Annotated in this window: 15 protein-coding genes; 10 read left to right on the top strand and 5 right to left on the bottom strand. The window is 68.6% G+C overall.

Annotated elements, in window-relative coordinates:
- Positions 1-34 precede the first annotated feature (34 nt).
- Positions 35-991 (top strand): LysR family transcriptional regulator, encoded by a 957-nt coding sequence (locus R4823_RS11350; protein WP_338618682.1) that lies wholly within the window; start codon positions 35-37, stop codon positions 989-991.
- Positions 988-3,024: an ATP-dependent zinc metalloprotease FtsH gene (gene ftsH / locus R4823_RS11355; protein WP_243724568.1), complete on the top strand. Its 2,037-nt coding sequence runs from the start codon at positions 988-990 to the stop codon at positions 3,022-3,024. The genes R4823_RS11350 and ftsH overlap by 4 nt, the downstream gene beginning before the upstream one ends.
- Positions 3,025-3,054: 30 nt before the next feature.
- On the opposite strand, the gene R4823_RS11360 is transcribed toward ftsH, so the two are convergent.
- The 4 genes from R4823_RS11360 to R4823_RS11375 form a co-directional block, all read right to left on the bottom strand.
- Positions 3,055-4,023, bottom strand: coding sequence for a tripartite tricarboxylate transporter substrate binding protein (locus tag R4823_RS11360; protein ID WP_087839500.1), 969 nt, complete (start codon positions 4,021-4,023; stop codon positions 3,055-3,057).
- Complete coding sequence (locus R4823_RS11365) at positions 4,020-4,361, bottom strand: hypothetical protein (protein ID WP_338618683.1); 342 nt, start codon at positions 4,359-4,361, stop codon at positions 4,020-4,022. Before R4823_RS11365 ends, R4823_RS11360 begins: the two co-directional genes overlap by 4 nt.
- 8 nt (positions 4,362-4,369) lie before the next feature.
- Positions 4,370-5,755, bottom strand: a complete 1,386-nt coding sequence (locus tag R4823_RS11370; RefSeq protein WP_338618684.1) for an acyclic terpene utilization AtuA family protein — start codon at positions 5,753-5,755, stop codon at positions 4,370-4,372.
- A gap of 123 nt (positions 5,756-5,878) precedes the next feature.
- Positions 5,879-6,835, bottom strand: coding sequence for a LysR family transcriptional regulator (locus R4823_RS11375; RefSeq protein ID WP_243724616.1), 957 nt, complete (start codon positions 6,833-6,835; stop codon positions 5,879-5,881).
- A 107-nt stretch (positions 6,836-6,942) separates the two neighbouring features.
- Here R4823_RS11375 and R4823_RS11380 point away from each other — a divergent pair, with 107 nt between their 5' ends.
- From R4823_RS11380 to R4823_RS11415, 8 genes are all read left to right on the top strand, one after another.
- The gene (locus R4823_RS11380; RefSeq protein WP_338618685.1) at positions 6,943-9,216 is read left to right on the top strand and encodes a DUF6351 family protein; all 2,274 of its coding nucleotides are present in this window, start codon (positions 6,943-6,945) and stop codon (positions 9,214-9,216) included.
- Positions 9,217-9,311: 95 nt separating this feature from the next.
- Positions 9,312-11,732 (top strand): heavy metal translocating P-type ATPase, encoded by a 2,421-nt coding sequence (locus R4823_RS11385; RefSeq protein WP_338618686.1) that lies wholly within the window; start codon positions 9,312-9,314, stop codon positions 11,730-11,732.
- Positions 11,733-11,832: 100 nt separating this feature from the next.
- Positions 11,833-13,548 (top strand): copper resistance system multicopper oxidase, encoded by a 1,716-nt coding sequence (locus R4823_RS11390; protein WP_338618688.1) that lies wholly within the window; start codon positions 11,833-11,835, stop codon positions 13,546-13,548.
- Between the two features lie 10 nt (positions 13,549-13,558).
- Positions 13,559-14,524, top strand: a complete 966-nt coding sequence (locus R4823_RS11395) for a copper resistance protein B (RefSeq protein WP_338618690.1) — start codon at positions 13,559-13,561, stop codon at positions 14,522-14,524.
- A 41-nt stretch (positions 14,525-14,565) separates the two neighbouring features.
- Positions 14,566-14,949, top strand: coding sequence for a copper homeostasis periplasmic binding protein CopC (gene copC / locus R4823_RS11400; RefSeq protein ID WP_338618691.1), 384 nt, complete (start codon positions 14,566-14,568; stop codon positions 14,947-14,949).
- A 98-nt stretch (positions 14,950-15,047) separates the two neighbouring features.
- Positions 15,048-15,512 (top strand): DUF411 domain-containing protein, encoded by a 465-nt coding sequence (locus R4823_RS11405; RefSeq protein WP_338619155.1) that lies wholly within the window; start codon positions 15,048-15,050, stop codon positions 15,510-15,512.
- A gap of 19 nt (positions 15,513-15,531) precedes the next feature.
- Positions 15,532-16,218: a heavy metal response regulator transcription factor gene (locus tag R4823_RS11410; RefSeq protein ID WP_087839507.1), complete on the top strand. Its 687-nt coding sequence runs from the start codon at positions 15,532-15,534 to the stop codon at positions 16,216-16,218.
- Entirely contained in the window at positions 16,218-17,624 is a 1,407-nt protein-coding gene (locus R4823_RS11415) for a heavy metal sensor histidine kinase (protein WP_338618693.1), read from the top strand. Before R4823_RS11410 ends, R4823_RS11415 begins: the two co-directional genes overlap by 1 nt.
- Before the next feature lie 28 nt (positions 17,625-17,652).
- Here R4823_RS11415 and R4823_RS11420 read toward each other — a convergent pair whose 3' ends face one another.
- Positions 17,653-18,630 (bottom strand): Gfo/Idh/MocA family oxidoreductase, encoded by a 978-nt coding sequence (locus tag R4823_RS11420; RefSeq protein ID WP_132980349.1) that lies wholly within the window; start codon positions 18,628-18,630, stop codon positions 17,653-17,655.
- Between the last annotated feature and the right edge of the window lie 23 nt (positions 18,631-18,653).

The following is an 18,653-nucleotide window of genomic DNA, read 5'->3' on the forward strand; positions in this document are numbered from 1 at the left end:
TTGCAAAAATCCTTTCAATTGATACGGTAATCGTATGAATTTCGATCTGTCGGATCTGCGGGCCTTCGTGACGGTGGCGCAACTGGCCAGCTTCCGCGCCGCGGCGCAGGCCCTGCACGTGTCCCAGCCGGCGCTGTCGCGGCGGGTCGACAAGCTGGAGCAAGCGCTGGGCATGCGGCTGTTCGAGCGCAGCACCCGCAAGGTCGAGCTCAACGCCATGGGGCGGTCGTTCCTGCCGCGCGCCCAGCACGTGCTGTCCGAACTCGAGGGCGCGCTGCTGGGCATGACCGAGCTGTCCGAACGCATCCGCGGGCTGGTCACCGTGGCCTGCATCCCGTCGGCCGTGGACAACTTCGTCGCCCGGGCCGCCAGCATTTTCCACGCCCGTTTCCCGCGCATCCGGCTGCGGGTACTGGACCAGCCGGCACCCGACGTCCTGCTGTCGGTTTCGCGTTCTGACGCCGATTTCGGCATCAGCTACCTCGGTACGCGCGAACCCGACCTGGAGTTCGAGGAACTGGCGAGCGAGCCTTTCGTGCTGGCCTGCCGGCCGGATCATCCGCTGGCCCGGCGCCGGCGCATGCGCTGGGAAGAACTGGCCGACGTCGAGTGCATCGGCCTGGCCGCCGGCGGCGGCAACCGCCTGTTGATCGACCAGGGGCTGGCCCATCTGGCCGCGCGTCCCAAATGGATAGGCGAGGTGCTGCACGTGCCGGCGCTGCTGAGCCTGATCCAGGCCGGGGTGGGCGTGGGCGCGGTCCCCAAGCACGCGCTGTCCGGGTCGGCGGGCCGGGGCCTGGCCAGCGTGGACCTGGTCGAGCCCGTGCTGGGGCGGCAGGTCGGCCTCATCTGGCGCCGCGGGCAGCCGGCCGCGCCGGCGGTGCAGGCCTTTCGCGATGTGATCGTCGCCGAGGCGCGGGTACGCAAGGAAGATCGTACTGGAGGAGTATGCTTGGCGGCAGCCGATCGACACAGGGAGGGGACGCCATGAAGTGGCCGAGCCAGCAGGAGCCGAAGAAATCCGCGAACACCCCGGCCAGGGGCGGACTGCCCGATGGCCGCAACGCGGGCAATCAGATGTCCATGCCGCCGCGCCGGATGTGGCTGATCTTCCTGGCCGTGCTGCTGGTCAACTACTTCCTGGCGCGCTACCTGTCGGGCGGCGGCGCCGACGCGCCCATCACCGTGCCCTACACGGTCTTCAAGGAAGAGGTCGCCAAGGGTAACGTCACCGCCATCTACAGCCAGGGCGAGCGCATCGAGGGCCGCTTCGTCAAGGCCGTCACCTGGCCGACCGCCGCCACCGAGGCCCCCGCCAAGGCCGGCGCGCGGGCCCAGCAGCCACGCACGTCCACCACCTTCGAAAGCACGCTGCCCGTGTTCGTGGGGCCGGGCTTCGAGCAGTTCCTGATCGACCACAAGGTCGAGATCAGCGCCGAGCCCATCCAGAGCGGCAACTGGCTGACGACGCTGATCTTCGGCTTCGGGCCGGCCATCTTCATCATCGCCTTCTACGTCTGGCTGTACCGGCGCGCCGCGCGGCAGGGCGGCATGGGCGGCAGCATGTTCGGGCTGGGCAAGAGCAAGGCGCGCCGCTATGACCTGGAAGGGGGAGAGAAGGTCACCTTCGAGGACGTGGCCGGCATCGACGAAGCCGAGAACGAACTGGTCGAGGTGGTCGATTTCCTGAAGAACCCCGCCAAGTACACGCGCCTGGGCGGTTCCGCCCCCAAGGGCGTGCTGCTGGTGGGCGCGCCGGGCACCGGCAAGACCCTGCTGGCCAAGGCCGTGGCGGGCGAGGCCGGCGTGCCGTTCTTCTCCATGAGCGCGGCCGAGTTCGTCGAGATGATCGTGGGCGTGGGCGCCGCCCGGGTGCGCGACCTGTTCAAGCAGGCCCGCGAGCAGGCGCCATCCATCATCTTCATCGACGAGATAGACTCCATCGGCCGCGCGCGCGGCCAGGTCGCGATAGGCGGGTCCAGCGAGCAGGAACAGACCCTGAACCAGATCCTGACCGAGATGGACGGGTTTTCGGGACGCGAGGGCGTCATCGTGCTGGCAGCCACCAACCAGCCCGACGTGCTGGACAAGGCCTTGCTGCGGCCGGGCCGCTTCGACCGGCGCGTGGTGGTCAACCTGCCGGACAAGAACGGCCGCGAGGCCATCCTGAAGGTCCATACGCGCAAGACGCCGCTGGCGGCCGACGTGGATCTGCCGGAACTGGCTTCGACCACACCCGGCCTGTCGGGCGCCGACCTGAAGAACCTGGTGAACGAGGCGGCCCTGCTGGCGGCCCGCCGCGACCAGGAGCAGGTGCACCAGAAGGACTTCAACGACGCGCTCGAGAAGATCGTGCTGGGCCCCGAGCGGCCGCTGATCCTGAGCCATGCCGACCGCGAGCGGATCGCCTACCACGAGGGCGGCCACGCCATCCTGGGGCTGCTGGTGCCGGGCGCCGATCCGGTGCACCGGGTCACCATCGTGCCGCGCGGCCAGGCCCTGGGCGTGACCTACCAGCGCCCGCAGACCGACCGCTACAACTATCCCGAAGCCTATCTGCTGGCTCGCATCGTGGGCATGCTGGGCGGCCGGGCGGCCGAGGAGGTCGTCTACGGCACCCGCACCACCGGCGCCGAAAGCGACATCGAGCAGGCGTCGAACCTGGCGCGCAACATGGTCATGCGCTGGGGCATGAGCGACCGGCTCGGCATGGTGCAACTGGCGCCGCGCCAGAATCCCTACCTGGGCGCCGCGGGCGGCAGCCTGCCGTACAGCGAGGAAACGGCCCGGACCGTGGACGACGAGGTCCAGAAGATCATCCACGGCTGCCACGACCGCGCCCTGGGCCTCCTGCGCGAGCATCGCGGCCAGCTGGATGCGCTGGTGCGGGCGCTGCTGGAGCGGGAAACGCTGGACGAGAAGGAGATCCTGGAAGTGACGGGCCTGCCGCCCGCGCCGCGGCTCAACGAACTGCCCGAAGGGATCCGGCCGCGGGACGACGAGGACAAGCTGCCGCTGCTGTAAGGCGGCAGCCTGGTCCGAGGCGCGCGTGCATCACTCTTTCTGGATGCCCGCCTTGGCGATGATCTGCGCCCATTTCTGCGATTCGGCTGCCTGGAAGCGGCGCAGCTCGTCGGGCGTGCTGGTCACCAGTTCGGTGCCGGTCGGTCCGTAGAACTTCGCCGCTGTCGGCGTCCTGGCCGCGGTCACCAACAACTGGTTCAGGCGGTTCACGATCGCGTCGGAGGTGCCGGCCGGCACGTAGGCCGCGAACCAGTAGGTCGATTCATACCCGGGCACGCCCGATTCCGCGATGGTCGGCACGTCGGGCGCGAGCGGGCTGCGCGTGGAGGTGGTGACGCCCAGCGCCTTCAGGTTGCCGCTCTTGGCCTGGGGCAGTCCGGTCGTCATGTCGGTCCACATGACCTGGATCTGGCCGCCGAGCAGGTCGGTGACGCCCATGGGATTGCTGCGGTAGGGCACCGATACGATTTCCGTCCCCGTCGATTGCTTGAAGAGCTCTCCGGCCACCCGGCTGGACGAGCTTCCGTAGCCGAACGACAGCTTGCCGGCCTGGGCCTTCGCCAGCGCGATGAATTCCTTCACGTTGTTGACCGGCAGGCTGGGCGGCACGACCATGATCTGCCCGCCCTTGCCGAGCAGGGTTACCGGCTCGAAGTCCTTGACGGGGTCGTAGGGCAGCTTCTTGAACAAGTGTTCGTTGGCGGCATGGGTGGTGTTGGTGGTGATGAGCACCGTGTAGCCGTCGTTCTTGGCGCGGGCCACGGCCTGGGCGCCGATGAAGGAGTTGGCGCCCGGTTTGTTCTCGATCACCACCGGCTGCCCGGTCGCCTCGGAGACGGCCTGGCCCAGCGCCCGCGCGATCTGGTCGGTGGCGCTGGCGGCGGCGAAGGGCACGACGAAGGTGATGGGCCTGTCGGGAAAGCTCTGGGCGCTGGCGGCGGATGCGCCAAGCAAGGCCAGGCCGAGCACGGCAAGCTGCCGGCGACGATGGGTGTTCATGATGTCTCCTCCTTGTTGTCGATGGAAATGGGAAGCGTCAGTAGCAGGCTGGAAAGCGTCTTCCCGTGCGTGTCGAGGTTCAGCGAGTCGTTGACGCCGCCGTCCAGCACGTCGTCCAGCACGAAGTTCATCGCCGCCAGGCGCGGCAGCAGGTAGCGCCTGACCCGGGTCGGCGCGCGCGAAGCAAAGAGGCCGGCCACGCGGGCCTCGGTGACCTGCTCGACCAGCAGCGGCCAGTCGGCGGGGTCGTAGGCGATGACGCTGATGGAGGCGCGATTGCCTTTGTCGCCGGTGCGGGCGTGGGCCAGTCTGTGCAGGAGCACGGTGCGGGAGTTCATGGCGTCTTTCATGCGGCGAACTCCCAGGTCGGCGCCAGCCATTCGCGCGGCACCAGGCACGAGCCGCTGCCCAGCCGGGGCGTGACGGTCGTGCGCACGCCGCCGCCGCCGGCCGGCCCGCAGGTATACAGGGCCAGCACCTCGCGCGCGACCCGTTCGGCGTCCTGGCGGGTGGCGGCCGCCGCCGCGATGCGCAGCCGCAGGTCCTCCACCGGCGAGGCCGGGACGCCCGCCGCGGCCGTCCAGCGGCCCTCGTCGTCGCCGAACACGCTGGCGACGCCGATGAAGTCGGCACGGACCCTCAGGCCGCCCAGGCCGAGCGCATGCAGGCGCTTGCGCACGACGTCGGCCGCCAGCGCCGCGCGCGCGGCCGCATTGGGGCCGGCATACGAGATTTCCCCTTCCGCCAGCCACGGACCCTCGTGGCAAAGCGTGGCCTTGAGGGTGGCGGGCCGGGGGTGGCCCCGCACGTCGGTGATCTCCACCCGGTCGATGCCGACCTCGCGCACTTCGGCCTCGGTGATGTCGGCCACCACGTCGGGCGTCAGGTAGGCGCCGGGGTCGTGGATCTCGTACAGCAATTGCTCGACGACGGTCCGGCGATCCACGCAGCCGCCGGTGTTCGCGGCCTTCGTGACGACGAAGCGCCCGTCCTCGTGCATCTCGATGATGGGAAAGCCGAGTCCGGCCAGGTCGGGCACGTCCTTGAAGCCGGGATCGGCGAAATAGCCGCCGCATACCTGGCCGCCGCATTCAAGGATGTGTCCGGCCATGGTCCCCGCGGCCAGGCGATCCCAATCGTCCTCGGGCCAGCCGAAATGGGCGAGCATGGGGCCGAGCGCCAGGGCGGGATCCGCGACCCGGCCGGTGACCACCACCTGGGCGCCGGCCCGCAGCGCCGCGGCGATTTCACGGGCGCCCAGGTAGGCGTTCGCGCTGACCAGGGGACGCTCGATCGACGATTGGTCGAGCAGTGCGCGCATCTGGTCGGGGGTAAGCGCGGTCAGCAGGTCGTCGCCGTTGACGATGGCCACGCGCAGCGCCGGCAGTCCGAGGGAAGCGGCCAGCCGTTGCAGTTGCCGCGCCGCGCCGCGGGGGTTGGCCGCGCCGAAGTTGCCGATGATGGGGATGGCGCCATGCACGCAATCGGCCAGGACGGGGGCGACGAAGTGCTCCAGGGACGGTTCCCAGCCCGAGTCGGGGTTCTGCCTGCGCTGCAATTGCGCCAGCGCCAGGGTGCGTTCGGCCAGGGTTTCGAAGATCAGGGCGCGAGGGCCGTCGTGCGCCAGCAGGGTACGTACCACGGGGACGGCGGCATCCCAGCGGTCTCCGGAAAAGCCCGCGCCGGCGCCGATGTGCAGGCTGGACGCAGCGGACGTAGAAGATGAATGCATGCACACCCGGTCATGGTGGTGGAAGCGGATCCGGATCCGGGACCCGCGGATGAGCGAGACGATAAAGGCGCGTGCAATATTCCGGGAAATGGATTATTTGGGATGACTGATTGAAGAAACCGATTACCGGCCCCGGGTCCGCGCAAGAGCGGTTCCGCGCCGGCTCGCGCGCCGTTCCCCCGGCTGCGGCCGGCGCTGCATCATGAAGGCGAGCAGCGCCTGCGCGCCTATGGACAGGCTGCGGTCGCGGCGCCGGATGACGAATACCTCCCGCGTCAGTCCCGGGGTCTCGACCGGCAGCGCGGTCAGGTCGTCGCTGTCGAAGTGGAACAGCGTCAATGCCGGCACGACGGTGATGCCCAGGCCGGCCCGCACCATGCCGGCCACGGTGCTCAACTGGTCCAGTTCCATCATGCCGTTCATCCTGGCCGGATGGATGGCCGCCTCGATATGCTGGCGCACGCTGCTGTCCTGGGCGAGGTGGATGAAGGGTTCGCCGCTGAGCGCCGCGAGCGTCAGCCGGCGCCGGCGTGACAGGGGGTGGTCCTTGCGGCAGACAAGGTAGAAGCCATCGCGGCAGAACGGGTCCGCCTGCAGGTCCGGCCCGACGGAACGCATCGAGGCCAGCGCGAAGTCGGCCCGGCCGCCGCGCACGAACTCTATGCAGCTTTCGGACAGGACGTCCGCGACGTCCACCTGGATGCCGGGATATTCCTGGTGGAACGCCGCCAGCACGCCAGGCATCCAGCCTGCCGCCAGCGAAGGCAGCGCGGCGACGCCGGCACGGCCGCGCCGGCCGGCGGCGTGCTCGCCCAGGTCCTCGAGCGCATCGCGCAGGCTGGCCAGCACGCGCGTGGCGCCTCCCAGGAACAGCCGGCCTTCGGGCGTCAGCTCGACGCGGCGCGTGTCCCGATCGAACAGGCGCACGCCCAGCGAGTCTTCCAGCGTGCGGATCAGGCTGCTGAACGCCGATTGGGACAGATGGCATTGCTCGGCGGCGCGGGTGAAGTTCCTGTGCTCGGCCAGGGCCGTGAATGCGCGGACCTGGCGCGTGGAGAGATTCAGATCGGTTATCTGCATATTCGATCACTCCATCAAAAAAAAGCGATGCCCTCGATGATTGACAAATCTTACTATCCGGTCGCTGTGGGTGACACGACAACGCTAACGATGATGAGGAGACTTCAATGAAAAGGGCATCATTCACGCTGACCGGCCTGTCGCTGGCAGTGCTGCTGGCGGGCTGCGGCGGCGGGGACGGAGGAACGTCCGGCGATGGGGAACCGCCGGCCCCGGGCGCAGCGAGCCTGCGAATATCGGTGCTGGGGAACCGGGCCGACCTGGTGTCCGGCGGACAGGCACTGGTCGAAGTCAAGGTTCCCGAGGGATCCACCACGCGTTTCGAGCAGATCCGCATGCTGCTCAACGGCAAGGACGTGACCGGCGCGTTCGCGGTGCGCGGGAACGGCCGCTACATGGGGCGGGTGGAAGGGCTGGCCAACGGCGACAATATGCTGGTCGCGCGGACGGACGACGGCGCCACCGCCCATCTGGGGATCAGGAACCATCCGAATGGCGGCCCCGTCATTTCCGGCGCGCAGGTCGGCTATTGGGAGTGCACGACCAAGGTCGCGGCGCCGACGCCGACCAATCCCGATCTGGGCAATCCGCTCGACGACCAGTGCAATATCGCCGCGCCGGTGTTCCGCTACCAGTACCGGACCAAGGCCGGACAGTTCGCCGTCTATGATCCCGCCAACCCGCCGGCATCGGCGCAGGTCGCCAGCGTGACGACCGATGAAGGCAAGACCGTGCCGTATATCGTCCGCATCGAGCGCGGTGTGATCAATCGCGGCAAGTACGACATCGCCTACCTGGCCAACCCTGCCGATCCGACCAAGGGCTGGACGCCGTATGCCCGGCCCGACTCGTGGAACGGCAAGCTGCACTGGAAGTTCGGATCGGGCTGCGAGTACAGCCGCACCCAGGGCAATCCGGGCAGCGTGCTGGACGACGTGGCCCTGAGCCGGGGGTTCATGGTCGCGTCGTCCGAGATGACGCAGTACGGCACGCATTGCAACGACGTCACGTCGGCCGAGACGGTGATGATGCTCAAGGAATACATCACCGAGAACTACGGCGAGATCCGCTACACCATGGCCGACGGCAGCTCGGGCGGCGCGCACCAGCAGCACCTGCATGCTTCGAACTATCCCGGCCTGCTGCAGGGACTGCTGCCGGCGGACGGATGGCAGGACACCTGGACCACCGGCCGGGAATTCGCCGACTGCGGACTGCTCAAGCGGTTCTACGATGCACGCAAGGCTGCCGGGTTCCCGTTCACCATCATGGAGAAGGCCCATGTCAACGGCCACGTCTACGATCAGGTGTGCGAAGGGCCGGCCAACACCAACATGGCTTCGCGCACGCCGTTCTATCTCGATCCCACCGTGGGCGGAGCGGGTTGCGGAACGCACTGGAACGTCTGGTCGCCCGGCAATACCACGGGCATCCGCTGCACGCTGCAGGATTTCAACATCGCGGTATTCGGGCCGCGGGACGCGACCGGCTACGCCAAGTCCCCGATCGACAACATCGGCATTCTTTACGGCTTCCGGGCGGTCAACAGCGGCAAGATCTCGCCCGAGCAGTTCGTGATGCTGAACGAACAGGTGGGCGGCTACGACATCAATGGGCAGTGGCAGCCCGCGCGGATGGCGGCCGACCCCGGCGCGGCGGAAATCGCGCACCGGTCGGGCAGGGTCGCGCACGGCCAGCGCCTGGGCGAGGTGGCCATCATCCAGTCCATCAGCTTCAACGTGCGGGAGGAGCACTACGATTTCCGCGGCTACGTGATCCGCAACCGCATCCTGCGCGAACACGGGGACTACGCGAACCACGTCATCTGGCGCTATAAGTCCACGCCGCCCGACTACAACGCGCGCCGCTTCGACGCGATGAACGAATGGCTGGGCAAGGTCGAGGCCGATACCTCGGGCAAGACGCTGCGCGAGAAGATCATCGCCAACAAGCCGGCCATCGCGGTGGATGCGTGCTGGCGGGCCGACGTGGCCGCGTGGAGCACCGATCCCGACTACTGCAACACCGGCGCCGATCCGACCTCCGCCTCGAACGTGTCGGGGGCGGGCGCGGCAGAAGTCTACAGCCCGGGCGTGGACGAGTGGCCGGTGTTCCGCGATACCCGCGTCGCGGCGGGAGAGGGGTTGGCCAGCGACATCATGAAGTGCGCGCTCAAACCGCTGGCGCGGGCCGATTTCGCGGTGGCCTTCAGCAGCGGACAGTGGGCGCGCTTGCAGGCGGTATTCCCGCACGGCGTATGCGACTACGGCAAGCCCGGGGCCGGCCAGGGCGCTCCCGAGCCCTGGCAGAGCTTCATGGACGGGCCTGGCGGCAAGCCCCTGGGCCAGGCACCGTCGTCGGCGCCGGGCGAAGGGGCCTGAACCGACCCGGTTGCCGGCCCCGGATCCGGCGCTTGACTTTGCCATCATGGGAAGCTTGATACTGCGAAGCATCACCCCAGTATCGCGAGGAAACCATGAGTGGACAGTCAACGCCGGCAGTGGCCGGCCCGGGCGATGCCCCTGTGAACTGGACCCTGCCCATCGAGGGCATGACCTGCGCCTCGTGCGTCGGCCGGGTCGAGCGTGCCTTGTCGCAGGTGCCCGGCGTGCGGCGCGCGAGCGTCAACCTGGCCACCGAGACGGCCGAGGTCGAGGCCGATGCCCCGGTGCAGGCCGTCACGCTGCGCGCGGCGGTCGAGAAGGCCGGTTATGAGATCCCGGCCGGATCGGTGGACCTGAGCATAGGCGGCATGACCTGCGCCTCGTGCGTGTCGCGGGTGGAAAAGGCCCTGGCCCGGGTGCCGGGCGTGGCGGGTGCCGAGGTCAATCTCGCCACCGAGACCGCCCGGGTTTCGCTCGTCTCCAAGGTCGATCCGGCGGTGCTGATCGCCGCGGTGGAGCAGGCCGGATACGAGGCGCGCCTGTCCGCGCAGTCCGCGCCCGCTACCGAGGCGGCCGCCGCGGGCCTGCCGACGTGGTGGCCGATCGCCCTGGCGGGAGCGCTTTCGCTGCCGCTGGTCGTGCCCATGCTGCTGATGCCCTTCGGCATCCATTGGATGCCCAACGGCTGGGTGCAATGGGCGCTGGCGACGCCGGTGCAGTTCTGGCTGGGCGCGCGTTTCTACCGCGGTGCCTGGAAGGCCTTGAGGGCGCGCACCGGCAACATGGACCTGCTGGTAGCGCTGGGTACCAGCGCCGCCTACGGCCTGAGCGTCTATCAACTGCTGCGCCATGGCACCCATGGGGCCACGCATCTGTATTTCGAGGCCTCGGCGGTGGTGATCACGCTGGTCCTGCTGGGCAAGTGGCTGGAAACCCGCGCCAAGCGGCAGACCACCGAGGCCATCCGCGCCCTGAACGCCCTGCGGCCCGAGGTGGCGCGGGTACGGCGCGACGGCGGCGAGGTCGAGGTGCCGGTCGCCTCCGTGCACCCCGGCGATCTCGTCGTGGTGCGTCCGGGCGAGCGCGTGCCGGTGGACGGCGAAGTGGTCGAAGGCGCCAGCCAGGTCGACGAGTCGCTGATCACCGGTGAAAGCCTGCCGGTGGACAAGCAGCACGGCGACCGCGTCACCGGCGGCTCGGTCAACGCCGAAGGCCTGCTGGTGGTCCGCACCACCGCCGTCGGCGCGGAGTCCATGCTGGCCCGCATCGTCCGGCTGGTCGAATCGGCGCAGGCCAAGAAGGCGCCCATCCAGCGCCTGGTGGACCGGGTGAGCGAAGTATTCGTGCCGGTGATCGTCGCCATCGCCGCCGTGACCCTGCTGGCCTGGGGCGGCGCGACCGGCGATTGGGAGCTGGCCATCCTCAATGCGGTGGCGGTCCTGGTCATCGCCTGCCCATGCGCGCTGGGACTGGCCACGCCCACGGCCATCATGGCCGGGACCGGCGTGGCGGCGCGCCACGGCATCCTGATCAAGGACGCGGAGGCGCTGGAAGTGGCGCACAACGTCAAGGTCGTCGCGTTCGACAAGACCGGCACGCTGACCGAAGGCAAGCCCGAACTGGTCGCCGCCGAACCGGCGCAGGGCGAGCGCCGCGACCTGCTGGCCGCCAGCGCGGCCCTGCAGGCGGGCAGCGAACATCCGCTGGCGCGCGCCGTCATGGCCGAGGCGCGGCGCGAAGGCATCGTGGTGCCGGCCGCCACCCAGGCCCGGGCGGTGGCCGGGCGCGGCATGGCAGCGTCGGTCGAGGGGCGCGAGCTGCGCCTGGGCAGCGGCCGCTACATGCAGGAGCTGGGGGTCGAGACCGGGCCACTGGCGCAGCGCGCCGCGGCGCTCCAGGGCGAAGGCCGCACCGTGTCCTGGGTGGCGAGCGTGAGCGGCCAGCCCGTGCTGCTGGGGCTGCTGGCCTTCGGCGATACGCTCAAGCCGACGTCGGAGGCGGCGCTGCAATCCCTGCGAGAGCAAGGCATACGCAGCGTGCTGCTGACCGGCGACAACGCCGGCGCGGCGCGCGCCATCGGCCAGGCGCTGGGCGTGGACGACGTGCGCGCGGAAGTGCTGCCCGAGCACAAGGCCGAAGCTATTGCCGCCCTGCGGGCCGAAGGCCACGTGGTGGCGATGGTGGGCGACGGCATCAACGATGCGCCGGCGTTGGCCGCCGCCGACGTGGGGATCGCGATGTCGACCGGCACCGACGTGGCCATGCATGCAGCGGGCGTCACGCTGATGCGCGGCGATCCCGCGCTGGTCGGCGACGCGATCGACATTTCCCGGCGCACCTACGCCAAGATCCGCCAGAACCTGTTCTGGGCCTTCGTCTACAACGTGGTCGGCGTGCCGCTGGCGGCCCTGGGCCTGCTCAGCCCGGTGCTGGCCGGCGCGGCCATGGCGCTGAGCAGCGTCAGCGTGGTCTCCAACGCCTTGCTGCTGCGGCGCTGGAAGGGCCGCGCCTGAAGGCGCGGGGCCAACATTACACAAACGTAATCTTCGGGTCAGGCTGGGGTGGGGGGCCGCTGGCTAGAGTGGCGGCCTGACCGGATTCATCGGATATCGCATGCACATCAAGACTTCAAGGCGGACATTCGTCACCGCCCTGGCCGCGGGCGGCGCGCTGGGCGCGCTGGGCCTCTGGCGCAAGCCCGTGTGGGCGGCCATCGGGCCGGGCGACCCCCACGTGCTGACCGGCACCGAATTCGATCTTCAGATCGGCCAGACGCCGGTGAACTTCACCGGCAGCCCGCGCACCGCGATGACCGTGAACGGCGGCATACCGGGGCCGTTGCTGCGCTGGCGCGAAGGCGACACCGTCACCCTGCGCGTGCGCAACAAACTGAAGGAGTCCACCTCCATCCACTGGCACGGCATCCTGCTGCCCGCCAACATGGACGGGGTGCCCGGGATGAGCTTCGAAGGCATCGCGCCCGACGGCATGTACGTCTACACCTTCAAGGTGCGCCAGAACGGAACCTACTGGTACCACAGCCATTCGGGCTTCCAGGAACAGTCGGGCATCTACGGGCCGCTGATCATCGATGCCCGGGAACCGGAGCCGTTCGCCTACGACCGCGAATACGTCGTGATGTTGTCGGACTGGACCGACGAGGATCCGGCGCGGATCATGCGCTCGCTGAAGAAGCAGTCCGACTACTACAACTTCCACAAGCGCACCGTCGGCGATTTCTTCCGGGACGTGCGGGAGAAGGGCTGGTCGGCCACGATCGCGGACCGGAAGATGTGGGCCGAGATGCGGATGAACCCGACCGACATCGCCGACGTCAGCGGCCACACCTACACCTATCTCTTGAACGGACAGGCGCCGGACGGCGGCTGGACGGGGCTGTTCAAGCCGGGCGAACGCCTGCGCCTGCGCTTCATCAACGGCTCGGCCATGACCTATTTCGACGTGCGCATCCCTGGCCTGAAGATGACCGTGGTGGCGGCCGACGGGCAGCATGTCAAGCCGGTCGCGGTGGACGAGTTCCGTATCGCCGTGGCCGAAACCTACGACGTGATCGTCGAGCCTGCCGCGGAGGAGGCCTACACCATCTTCGCGCAGTCCATGGACCGCACGGGGTACGCGCGCGGCACGCTGGCCGTGCGCGAGGGCGTGCGCGCGCCGGTGCCTGCCCTGGATCCTCGGCCCATCCTGGCCATGGAGGACATGGGCATGGACCATGGCGGCATGGCGGGCATGGATCATGGGCAGATGCAAGGCATGGACCACGGGCATGGCGCCATGGGCGGCATGCAGTCCCATCCCGCCTCGGAAGCGGGCAACCCCCTGGTGGACATGCAGACGATGACTCCCACGCCCAAGCTGGACGACCCCGGCATGGGCCTGCGCGACAACGGCCGCCGCGTGCTGGCCTATGCCGACCTGCGCAGCGCGTTCCAGGATCCGGACGGGCGGATGCCGAGCCGGACGATAGAGCTGCACCTGACCGGACACATGGAGAAATTCGCCTGGTCGTTCGACGGCATCAAGTTCTCGGACTCCCGGCCCGTGGTGCTGAAGTACGGCGAGCGGGTCAGGATCGTACTGGTGAACGACACGATGATGACCCATCCCATCCACCTGCACGGACTGTGGAGCGACCTGGAGGACGAGCACGGCAACTTCATGGTCCGCAAGCACACCATCGACATGCCGCCGGGCTCGCGGCGCAGCTACCGCGTGACCGCCGATGCCCTCGGCCGCTGGGCCTATCACTGCCATCTCCTGTACCACATGGAAGCCGGCATGTTCCGTGAAGTGCGGGTGCAAGAGTAAGGGGCCGGCCATGATCTTTTCCAATCATCGCAACGCGGCGGCGCTGGCCGCCGCGCTCATCGGCCTGGCGCTGGCCGGCGCGTCGACCGCGCGGGCCCATATGCAAGGGATGGACCATTCGCACATGGACCACTCCCAGATGCGGGGCATGGATCATTCCAGCATGCCGGGCATGGATCATTCGACCATGCAGAACATGGACCTCGCGCCCATGCAAAGCATGGACCAGGCGCCGATGCAGGGCATGGATGCCGCCCCCACGGAAAGCCGCAGGCCCATTCCCCAACTGACCGATGCCGACCGCAAGGCCGCCGCCTTCGATACGGCGGGCCACGCCGTGCACGACAAGGGCATCAATTCCCTGTTCCTGGTGGACAGGCTGGAATGGCAGGATGCGCGCGGCGGCAACGCGCTGAACTGGGATTTCAAGGGCTGGATAGGCGGCGACATCGATCGCCTGTGGCTCAGTTCGGAAGGCGAGCGCGCGGGCGGCAAGCTCCACGAGGCCGAGGTCCAGGCACTGTGGGGGCATGCCATCAGCCCCTGGTGGGACGTCGTGGGCGGGGTGCGCCACGACTTCAAGCCGGGTTCGTCGCAAACCTGGGCCGCGATCGGCCTGCAGGGAATGGCGCTCTACAACTTCGAGGCCTCCGCCATGGTCTTTGCCGGCGAGAACGGGCAGACCGCCGCACGCCTGAAGGGGGAGTACGACATCCTCTTCACGAACCGGCTCATCCTGCAGCCCGCTGCCGAGATCAACTTCTTCGGGAAGAACGACCATGGGCGGGGTATCGGGTCGGGCCTGTCGAGCACGGAGCTGGGCGTCCGCCTGCGATACGAAATCCGCCGCGAATTCGCCCCTTACGTTGGCGTGACCTGGAACCGGACCTACGGCACCACCGCGGACCATGCCCGGGCGCACGGAGAGCGCCGCAGCGACACCCGGTTCGTGGTCGGCGTGCGCATGTGGTTCTGATTCCTCTTCATTCTTCTTTCCCACCCGTTTCGAGGTCCATCATGTCCAACGCTCGTACCGCCCTGAACGCCGCCTTCTTGACGGCCGGATTGTCTTTCGCCGCCGCGGCCCAGGCCCATCCCGAACTGTTGTCCTCGACCCCGGAGGCCAAGGCCGAGACCTCGGCGCCCGCGAGGATAGAACTGCGTTTCTCCGAAGCGCTGGTCACCCAGTTCTCGGGTGCCAGGCTGCTCATGACGGGCATGGCCGGCATGACCCACGCGCCCATGCCGGTGGAAGCCCGGGTCTCGGGCGATGCCGATCCCAAGACGATGCTGATCACGCCGGCCAAGCCCCTGGCGGCCGGCACCTATCGCGTGGAGTGGCGGGCCGTGTCGTCGGATACGCACCCCATCACCGGCAACTTCTCGTTCAGCGTGAAGTAGGCGATGGCCGACGGGCGGGGCAACCCGCTATCCTGTTGTTGGCGGCGTGGAGGGGAACGCTCGGCCCGCCCACCGGATCTTGAAGGAAACCATGCATGATGCACAAATACGCAAGCCGGTCGCGCCGTACCCTCCTGATCGGGGCGGCCTTGCTTCCACTGGGCGTCCGGGCGCAGAAGACGAACACCGTGGAGGTCTGGAAGACGCCGACTTGTGGATGCTGCAAGGATTGGATCAAGCACTTGCGGGACAATGGATTCCAGGTGGTCGCCCATGACGTCGACGATCCTTCCGTGGAGCGGCGCCGCCTCGGTATCCCGGACGACAAGGGCTCGTGCCACACGGCCGTGGTGGACGGCTATGCGCTGGAGGGGCACGTGCCCGCGAAGGAAATCAATCGGTTGCTGCGCGAGCGCCCCTCGGCGATCGGCCTGGCCGTACCCGGTATGCCCCTGGGATCGCCCGGCATGGACGGACCCGAGTACGGCGGCCGTAAATCCGCCTACGATGTCCTGCTGGTGCGGACCGGCGGGCGGTCCAGTGTCTACCAGGCCTATCGCTGATGCGTGACGGGGCGCCACCATGAAACTACTGGTCGTGGAAGACGAGGCCAAGACCGGTGAATATCTCCGGCAAGGGCTGACCGAGGCGGGCTTCGTGGTCGACCTGGCGGACAACGGCCTGGACGGCCAGTACCGGGCGTTGAGCGAGCCCTATGACCTGATCGTGCTCGACGTGATGCTGCCCGGTGTGGACGGCTGGCGCATCCTGCAAACCCTTCGCGCCGTCGAGAACAACGTGCCCGTCCTGTTCCTGACCGCGCGAGACAGCGTGGCCGACCGGGTCAAGGGCCTGGAGCTGGGCGCGGACGACTATCTGGTCAAGCCCTTCGCGTTCTCCGAACTGCTGGCCCGCGTGCGGACCCTGCTGCGCCGGGGCAGCGGACAGATCGCCACCGACCGCATCCAGGTCGGCGACCTGGTGCTGGATCTCGTCCGCCGCCGGGCCACGCGCGCAGGCCGCCGCATCAACCTGACGAGCAAGGAATTCGCGCTGCTGGAGCTGTTCGTGCGCCGGCGCGGCGAGGTGCTGCCGCGTTCGCTGATCGCCTCCCAGGTGTGGGACATGAATTTCGACAGCGACACGAACGTCATCGACGTGGCCATACGCCGGCTGCGGGCCAAGATCGACGACGCGTTCGATGCCAAGCTCATCCAGACCGTCCGCGGCATGGGCTACGTCCTCGAAGAACCCGAGGACCTGCGCTGATGCGTCCGTTTTCCCTGACCACGCGGCTGACGGCCTTCTTCTCGCTGTCGTCGGCCACCGTGCTGCTGGGACTGGGGGCCTTGATCGCCACATCGATGGACCAGCACTTCGCGCACGAGGATTTCGCCGTGCTCGAGGAAAGGGCGAACCTGGTCCGCAAGATCGTCCAGGATGCCGCGCCCGCCGCGATGCCGGCGCGCCTGGGCGCGGCGCTCCAGAACCATCCCGGGCTGGTGGCTCTGGTCCGGACTGGGGAGGGGGCCAGCCTGTACGCCACCGACGGCGTCGAGTTCCGGCAGGCGCTGGACGCGGCGCGCGCCCTGCCGGCCGGCAAGGAGGAGTTCACCTGGCGCCAGGACGGGGCCGAGTACCGGGGCTTGCGCATCACGGTGGGCGGGGCGGGGGGCGAGATCCATGTCATCGTCGGCCTGGCGACGGAAATCCACGCGCACTTCATGCACGGTTTCCTCCATTCACTGGTGTTGTACGTGCTGCTGTCCGCGCTCGTGAGCGGCGTATTCGGCTGGTGGGCGGCCCGCAGCGGACTGGCGCCGCTACGCGCGATGGCCGCCCGCGCCCGCGCCGTCACGGCGCAGAAGCTGGACGAGCGCATGCCCGTGGAGGCCGTCCCGCTGGAGATGGCTGACCTGGCGTCGACCTTGAATGCCATGCTGGCGCGATTGCAGGACGATTTCCGCCGGCTGTCGGAGTTCTCGTCCGACCTGGCCCACGAACTGCGCACGCCGCTGACGAACTTGCTGACACAGACCCATGTGATCCTTGCGCAGCCCCGCGAGGCCGGGGAGTATCGCGAGATCCTCGCGTCCAACGAAGAGGAGTTGCAGCGCCTGTCGCGCATGATGTCGGACATGCTCTACCTTGCCAAGATGGAGCATGGCCTCACCCTGCCCGACGCCGGCGTCATCGCCGTGCAGGACGAGGTCAGCGCCTTGTTCGAGTTCTACGAGGCCCTGGCCGAAGACAAGGCCGTCGCCATGCGGCTGACGGGCCGGGGCAGGATCGTGGGCGACCGGCTGATGCTGCGGCGCGCCCTGAGCAACCTGCTGTCGAACGCCCTGCGCCATACCCCGCCGGGCGGGGCCATAGACGTGGTGGTCGCCAGCGACGCGACGGCCGTCACGATCGCGGTCGAGAACGATGGCAAGGAAATCCCGGTGGAACTGATTCCCTCTCTGTTCGACCGCTTCTTTCGCGGCGACAAGTCCAGGGCCAGGCCCGATTCGGAAAGCTCGGGCCTGGGGCTGTCGATCACGCGCGCCATCATGGTGGCGCACGGCGGCGACATCACCGCCGGCTCGGCTGCCGGCCGGACCCGGTTCACGCTGGTCTTTCCGGCCAAGGACGCGCTGCCCGCGTCATCGGCCGCAGGCGCGAGGGGGCAATAATCACTCGCCGTTCTCGCGGCCTGCCCGGTCATCTTGCGGCGGGTTCGCCCCGCATGATGCGGTCGATGCCGTCCAGCGCCCGCATCGCGGGCAGTACCGAAGCGATGTCGCAGCGGCTGGGCCGGCCCTCGCGCAGCGCGGCGATGAACTCGGTGTCCTGGGCCTCGAAGGCCGGCTGCGCGCCGGGCATCTCCACGACCTTGCCATCGCTGTCGGTCAGTTCGTCGCGGAAGGCGCGGTAGGTGTCCTCTTCGCCGATGTAGCGATAGAAGCCGCCGAAGGGCCCTTTATTGTTGAACGACATGGCCATGGTCAGCAGCGTGCCGCGCTTGCGCGAACGCATGGCCACGGTGACGTCCATGGGGATGCCCAGTTCGGGATGGTCGGGACCGCGCTGGCCCCAGACGTCGAATTCCGATTCGTCCAGCAGCCAGCAGAACAGGTCCACCGTGTGGCAGGCGTGGTGCCACAGCAGGCTGTCGACCCAGGTGCGCGGCTCGCCGAACATGTTCAGGTTGTTGCGGCGGAAGAAATAGGTTTCGCAGACCAGGTGGTGCAGCGTGAAGTCGCCGCTCTGGATGCGTTCGCGCAGGGTGGTGTGCGGCGGCGCGAAGCGGCGGCTGTGCGCCACCATCATGGGCACGCCGGTCTCGGCCTGCACGCGTGCCAGGCGCTCGGTGTCGGCCAGGGTCAGCGCGGCGGGAATCTCGATCAGCATGGGCTTGCCCAGGCGGGCGGCCAGTTCGGCGTGTTCGGCATGCAGGCCCGAGGGCGTGGCCAGCACCACCGCGTCCACGTCGGGGCGGGCCAGCGTGGCGGCCAGGTCGTCGCTGCAATCGGGAATGCCGTATTGCGCGGCCAATTGGCGGCCGCGCGACATGTCGGCCGCCGCCAGGGCCACGGTCTTCACGCCCGGCATGTCCGCGAAGATGCGCGCGTGGGTCGAGCCCATGGCGCCTTCGCCGGCGATGCACAGACGAATGGGGGCGGACGAGGGGGCAGGCATGGGACGCGGTCTCCGTGATAAGG

Source organism: Pigmentiphaga sp. CHJ604 (genome assembly GCF_036972535.1).
In the GTDB taxonomy this organism is placed as follows: domain Bacteria; phylum Pseudomonadota; class Gammaproteobacteria; order Burkholderiales; family Burkholderiaceae_B; genus Pigmentiphaga; species Pigmentiphaga daeguensis.

What these genes read in the sequence shown, in the direction of transcription:
- R4823_RS11370 (WP_338618684.1), bottom strand. Translation starts at nt 5,755, where the DNA reads ATGCATTCATCTTCTACGTCCGCTGCGTCCAGCCTGCACATCGGCGCC.
- ftsH (WP_243724568.1), top strand. Translation starts at nt 988, where the DNA reads ATGAAGTGGCCGAGCCAGCAGGAGCCGAAGAAATCCGCGAACACCCCG.
- R4823_RS11420 (WP_132980349.1), bottom strand. Translation starts at nt 18,630, where the DNA reads ATGCCTGCCCCCTCGTCCGCCCCCATTCGTCTGTGCATCGCCGGCGAA.
- R4823_RS11385 (WP_338618686.1), top strand. Translation starts at nt 9,312, where the DNA reads ATGAGTGGACAGTCAACGCCGGCAGTGGCCGGCCCGGGCGATGCCCCT.
- R4823_RS11410 (WP_087839507.1), top strand. Translation starts at nt 15,532, where the DNA reads ATGAAACTACTGGTCGTGGAAGACGAGGCCAAGACCGGTGAATATCTC.
- R4823_RS11405 (WP_338619155.1), top strand. Translation starts at nt 15,048, where the DNA reads ATGCACAAATACGCAAGCCGGTCGCGCCGTACCCTCCTGATCGGGGCG.
- R4823_RS11365 (WP_338618683.1), bottom strand. Translation starts at nt 4,361, where the DNA reads ATGAACTCCCGCACCGTGCTCCTGCACAGACTGGCCCACGCCCGCACC.
- R4823_RS11375 (WP_243724616.1), bottom strand. Translation starts at nt 6,835, where the DNA reads ATGCAGATAACCGATCTGAATCTCTCCACGCGCCAGGTCCGCGCATTC.
- copC (WP_338618691.1), top strand. Translation starts at nt 14,566, where the DNA reads ATGTCCAACGCTCGTACCGCCCTGAACGCCGCCTTCTTGACGGCCGGA.
- R4823_RS11380 (WP_338618685.1), top strand. Translation starts at nt 6,943, where the DNA reads ATGAAAAGGGCATCATTCACGCTGACCGGCCTGTCGCTGGCAGTGCTG.
- R4823_RS11395 (WP_338618690.1), top strand. Translation starts at nt 13,559, where the DNA reads ATGATCTTTTCCAATCATCGCAACGCGGCGGCGCTGGCCGCCGCGCTC.
- R4823_RS11415 (WP_338618693.1), top strand. Translation starts at nt 16,218, where the DNA reads ATGCGTCCGTTTTCCCTGACCACGCGGCTGACGGCCTTCTTCTCGCTG.
- R4823_RS11390 (WP_338618688.1), top strand. Translation starts at nt 11,833, where the DNA reads ATGCACATCAAGACTTCAAGGCGGACATTCGTCACCGCCCTGGCCGCG.
- R4823_RS11360 (WP_087839500.1), bottom strand. Translation starts at nt 4,023, where the DNA reads ATGAACACCCATCGTCGCCGGCAGCTTGCCGTGCTCGGCCTGGCCTTG.
- R4823_RS11350 (WP_338618682.1), top strand. Translation starts at nt 35, where the DNA reads ATGAATTTCGATCTGTCGGATCTGCGGGCCTTCGTGACGGTGGCGCAA.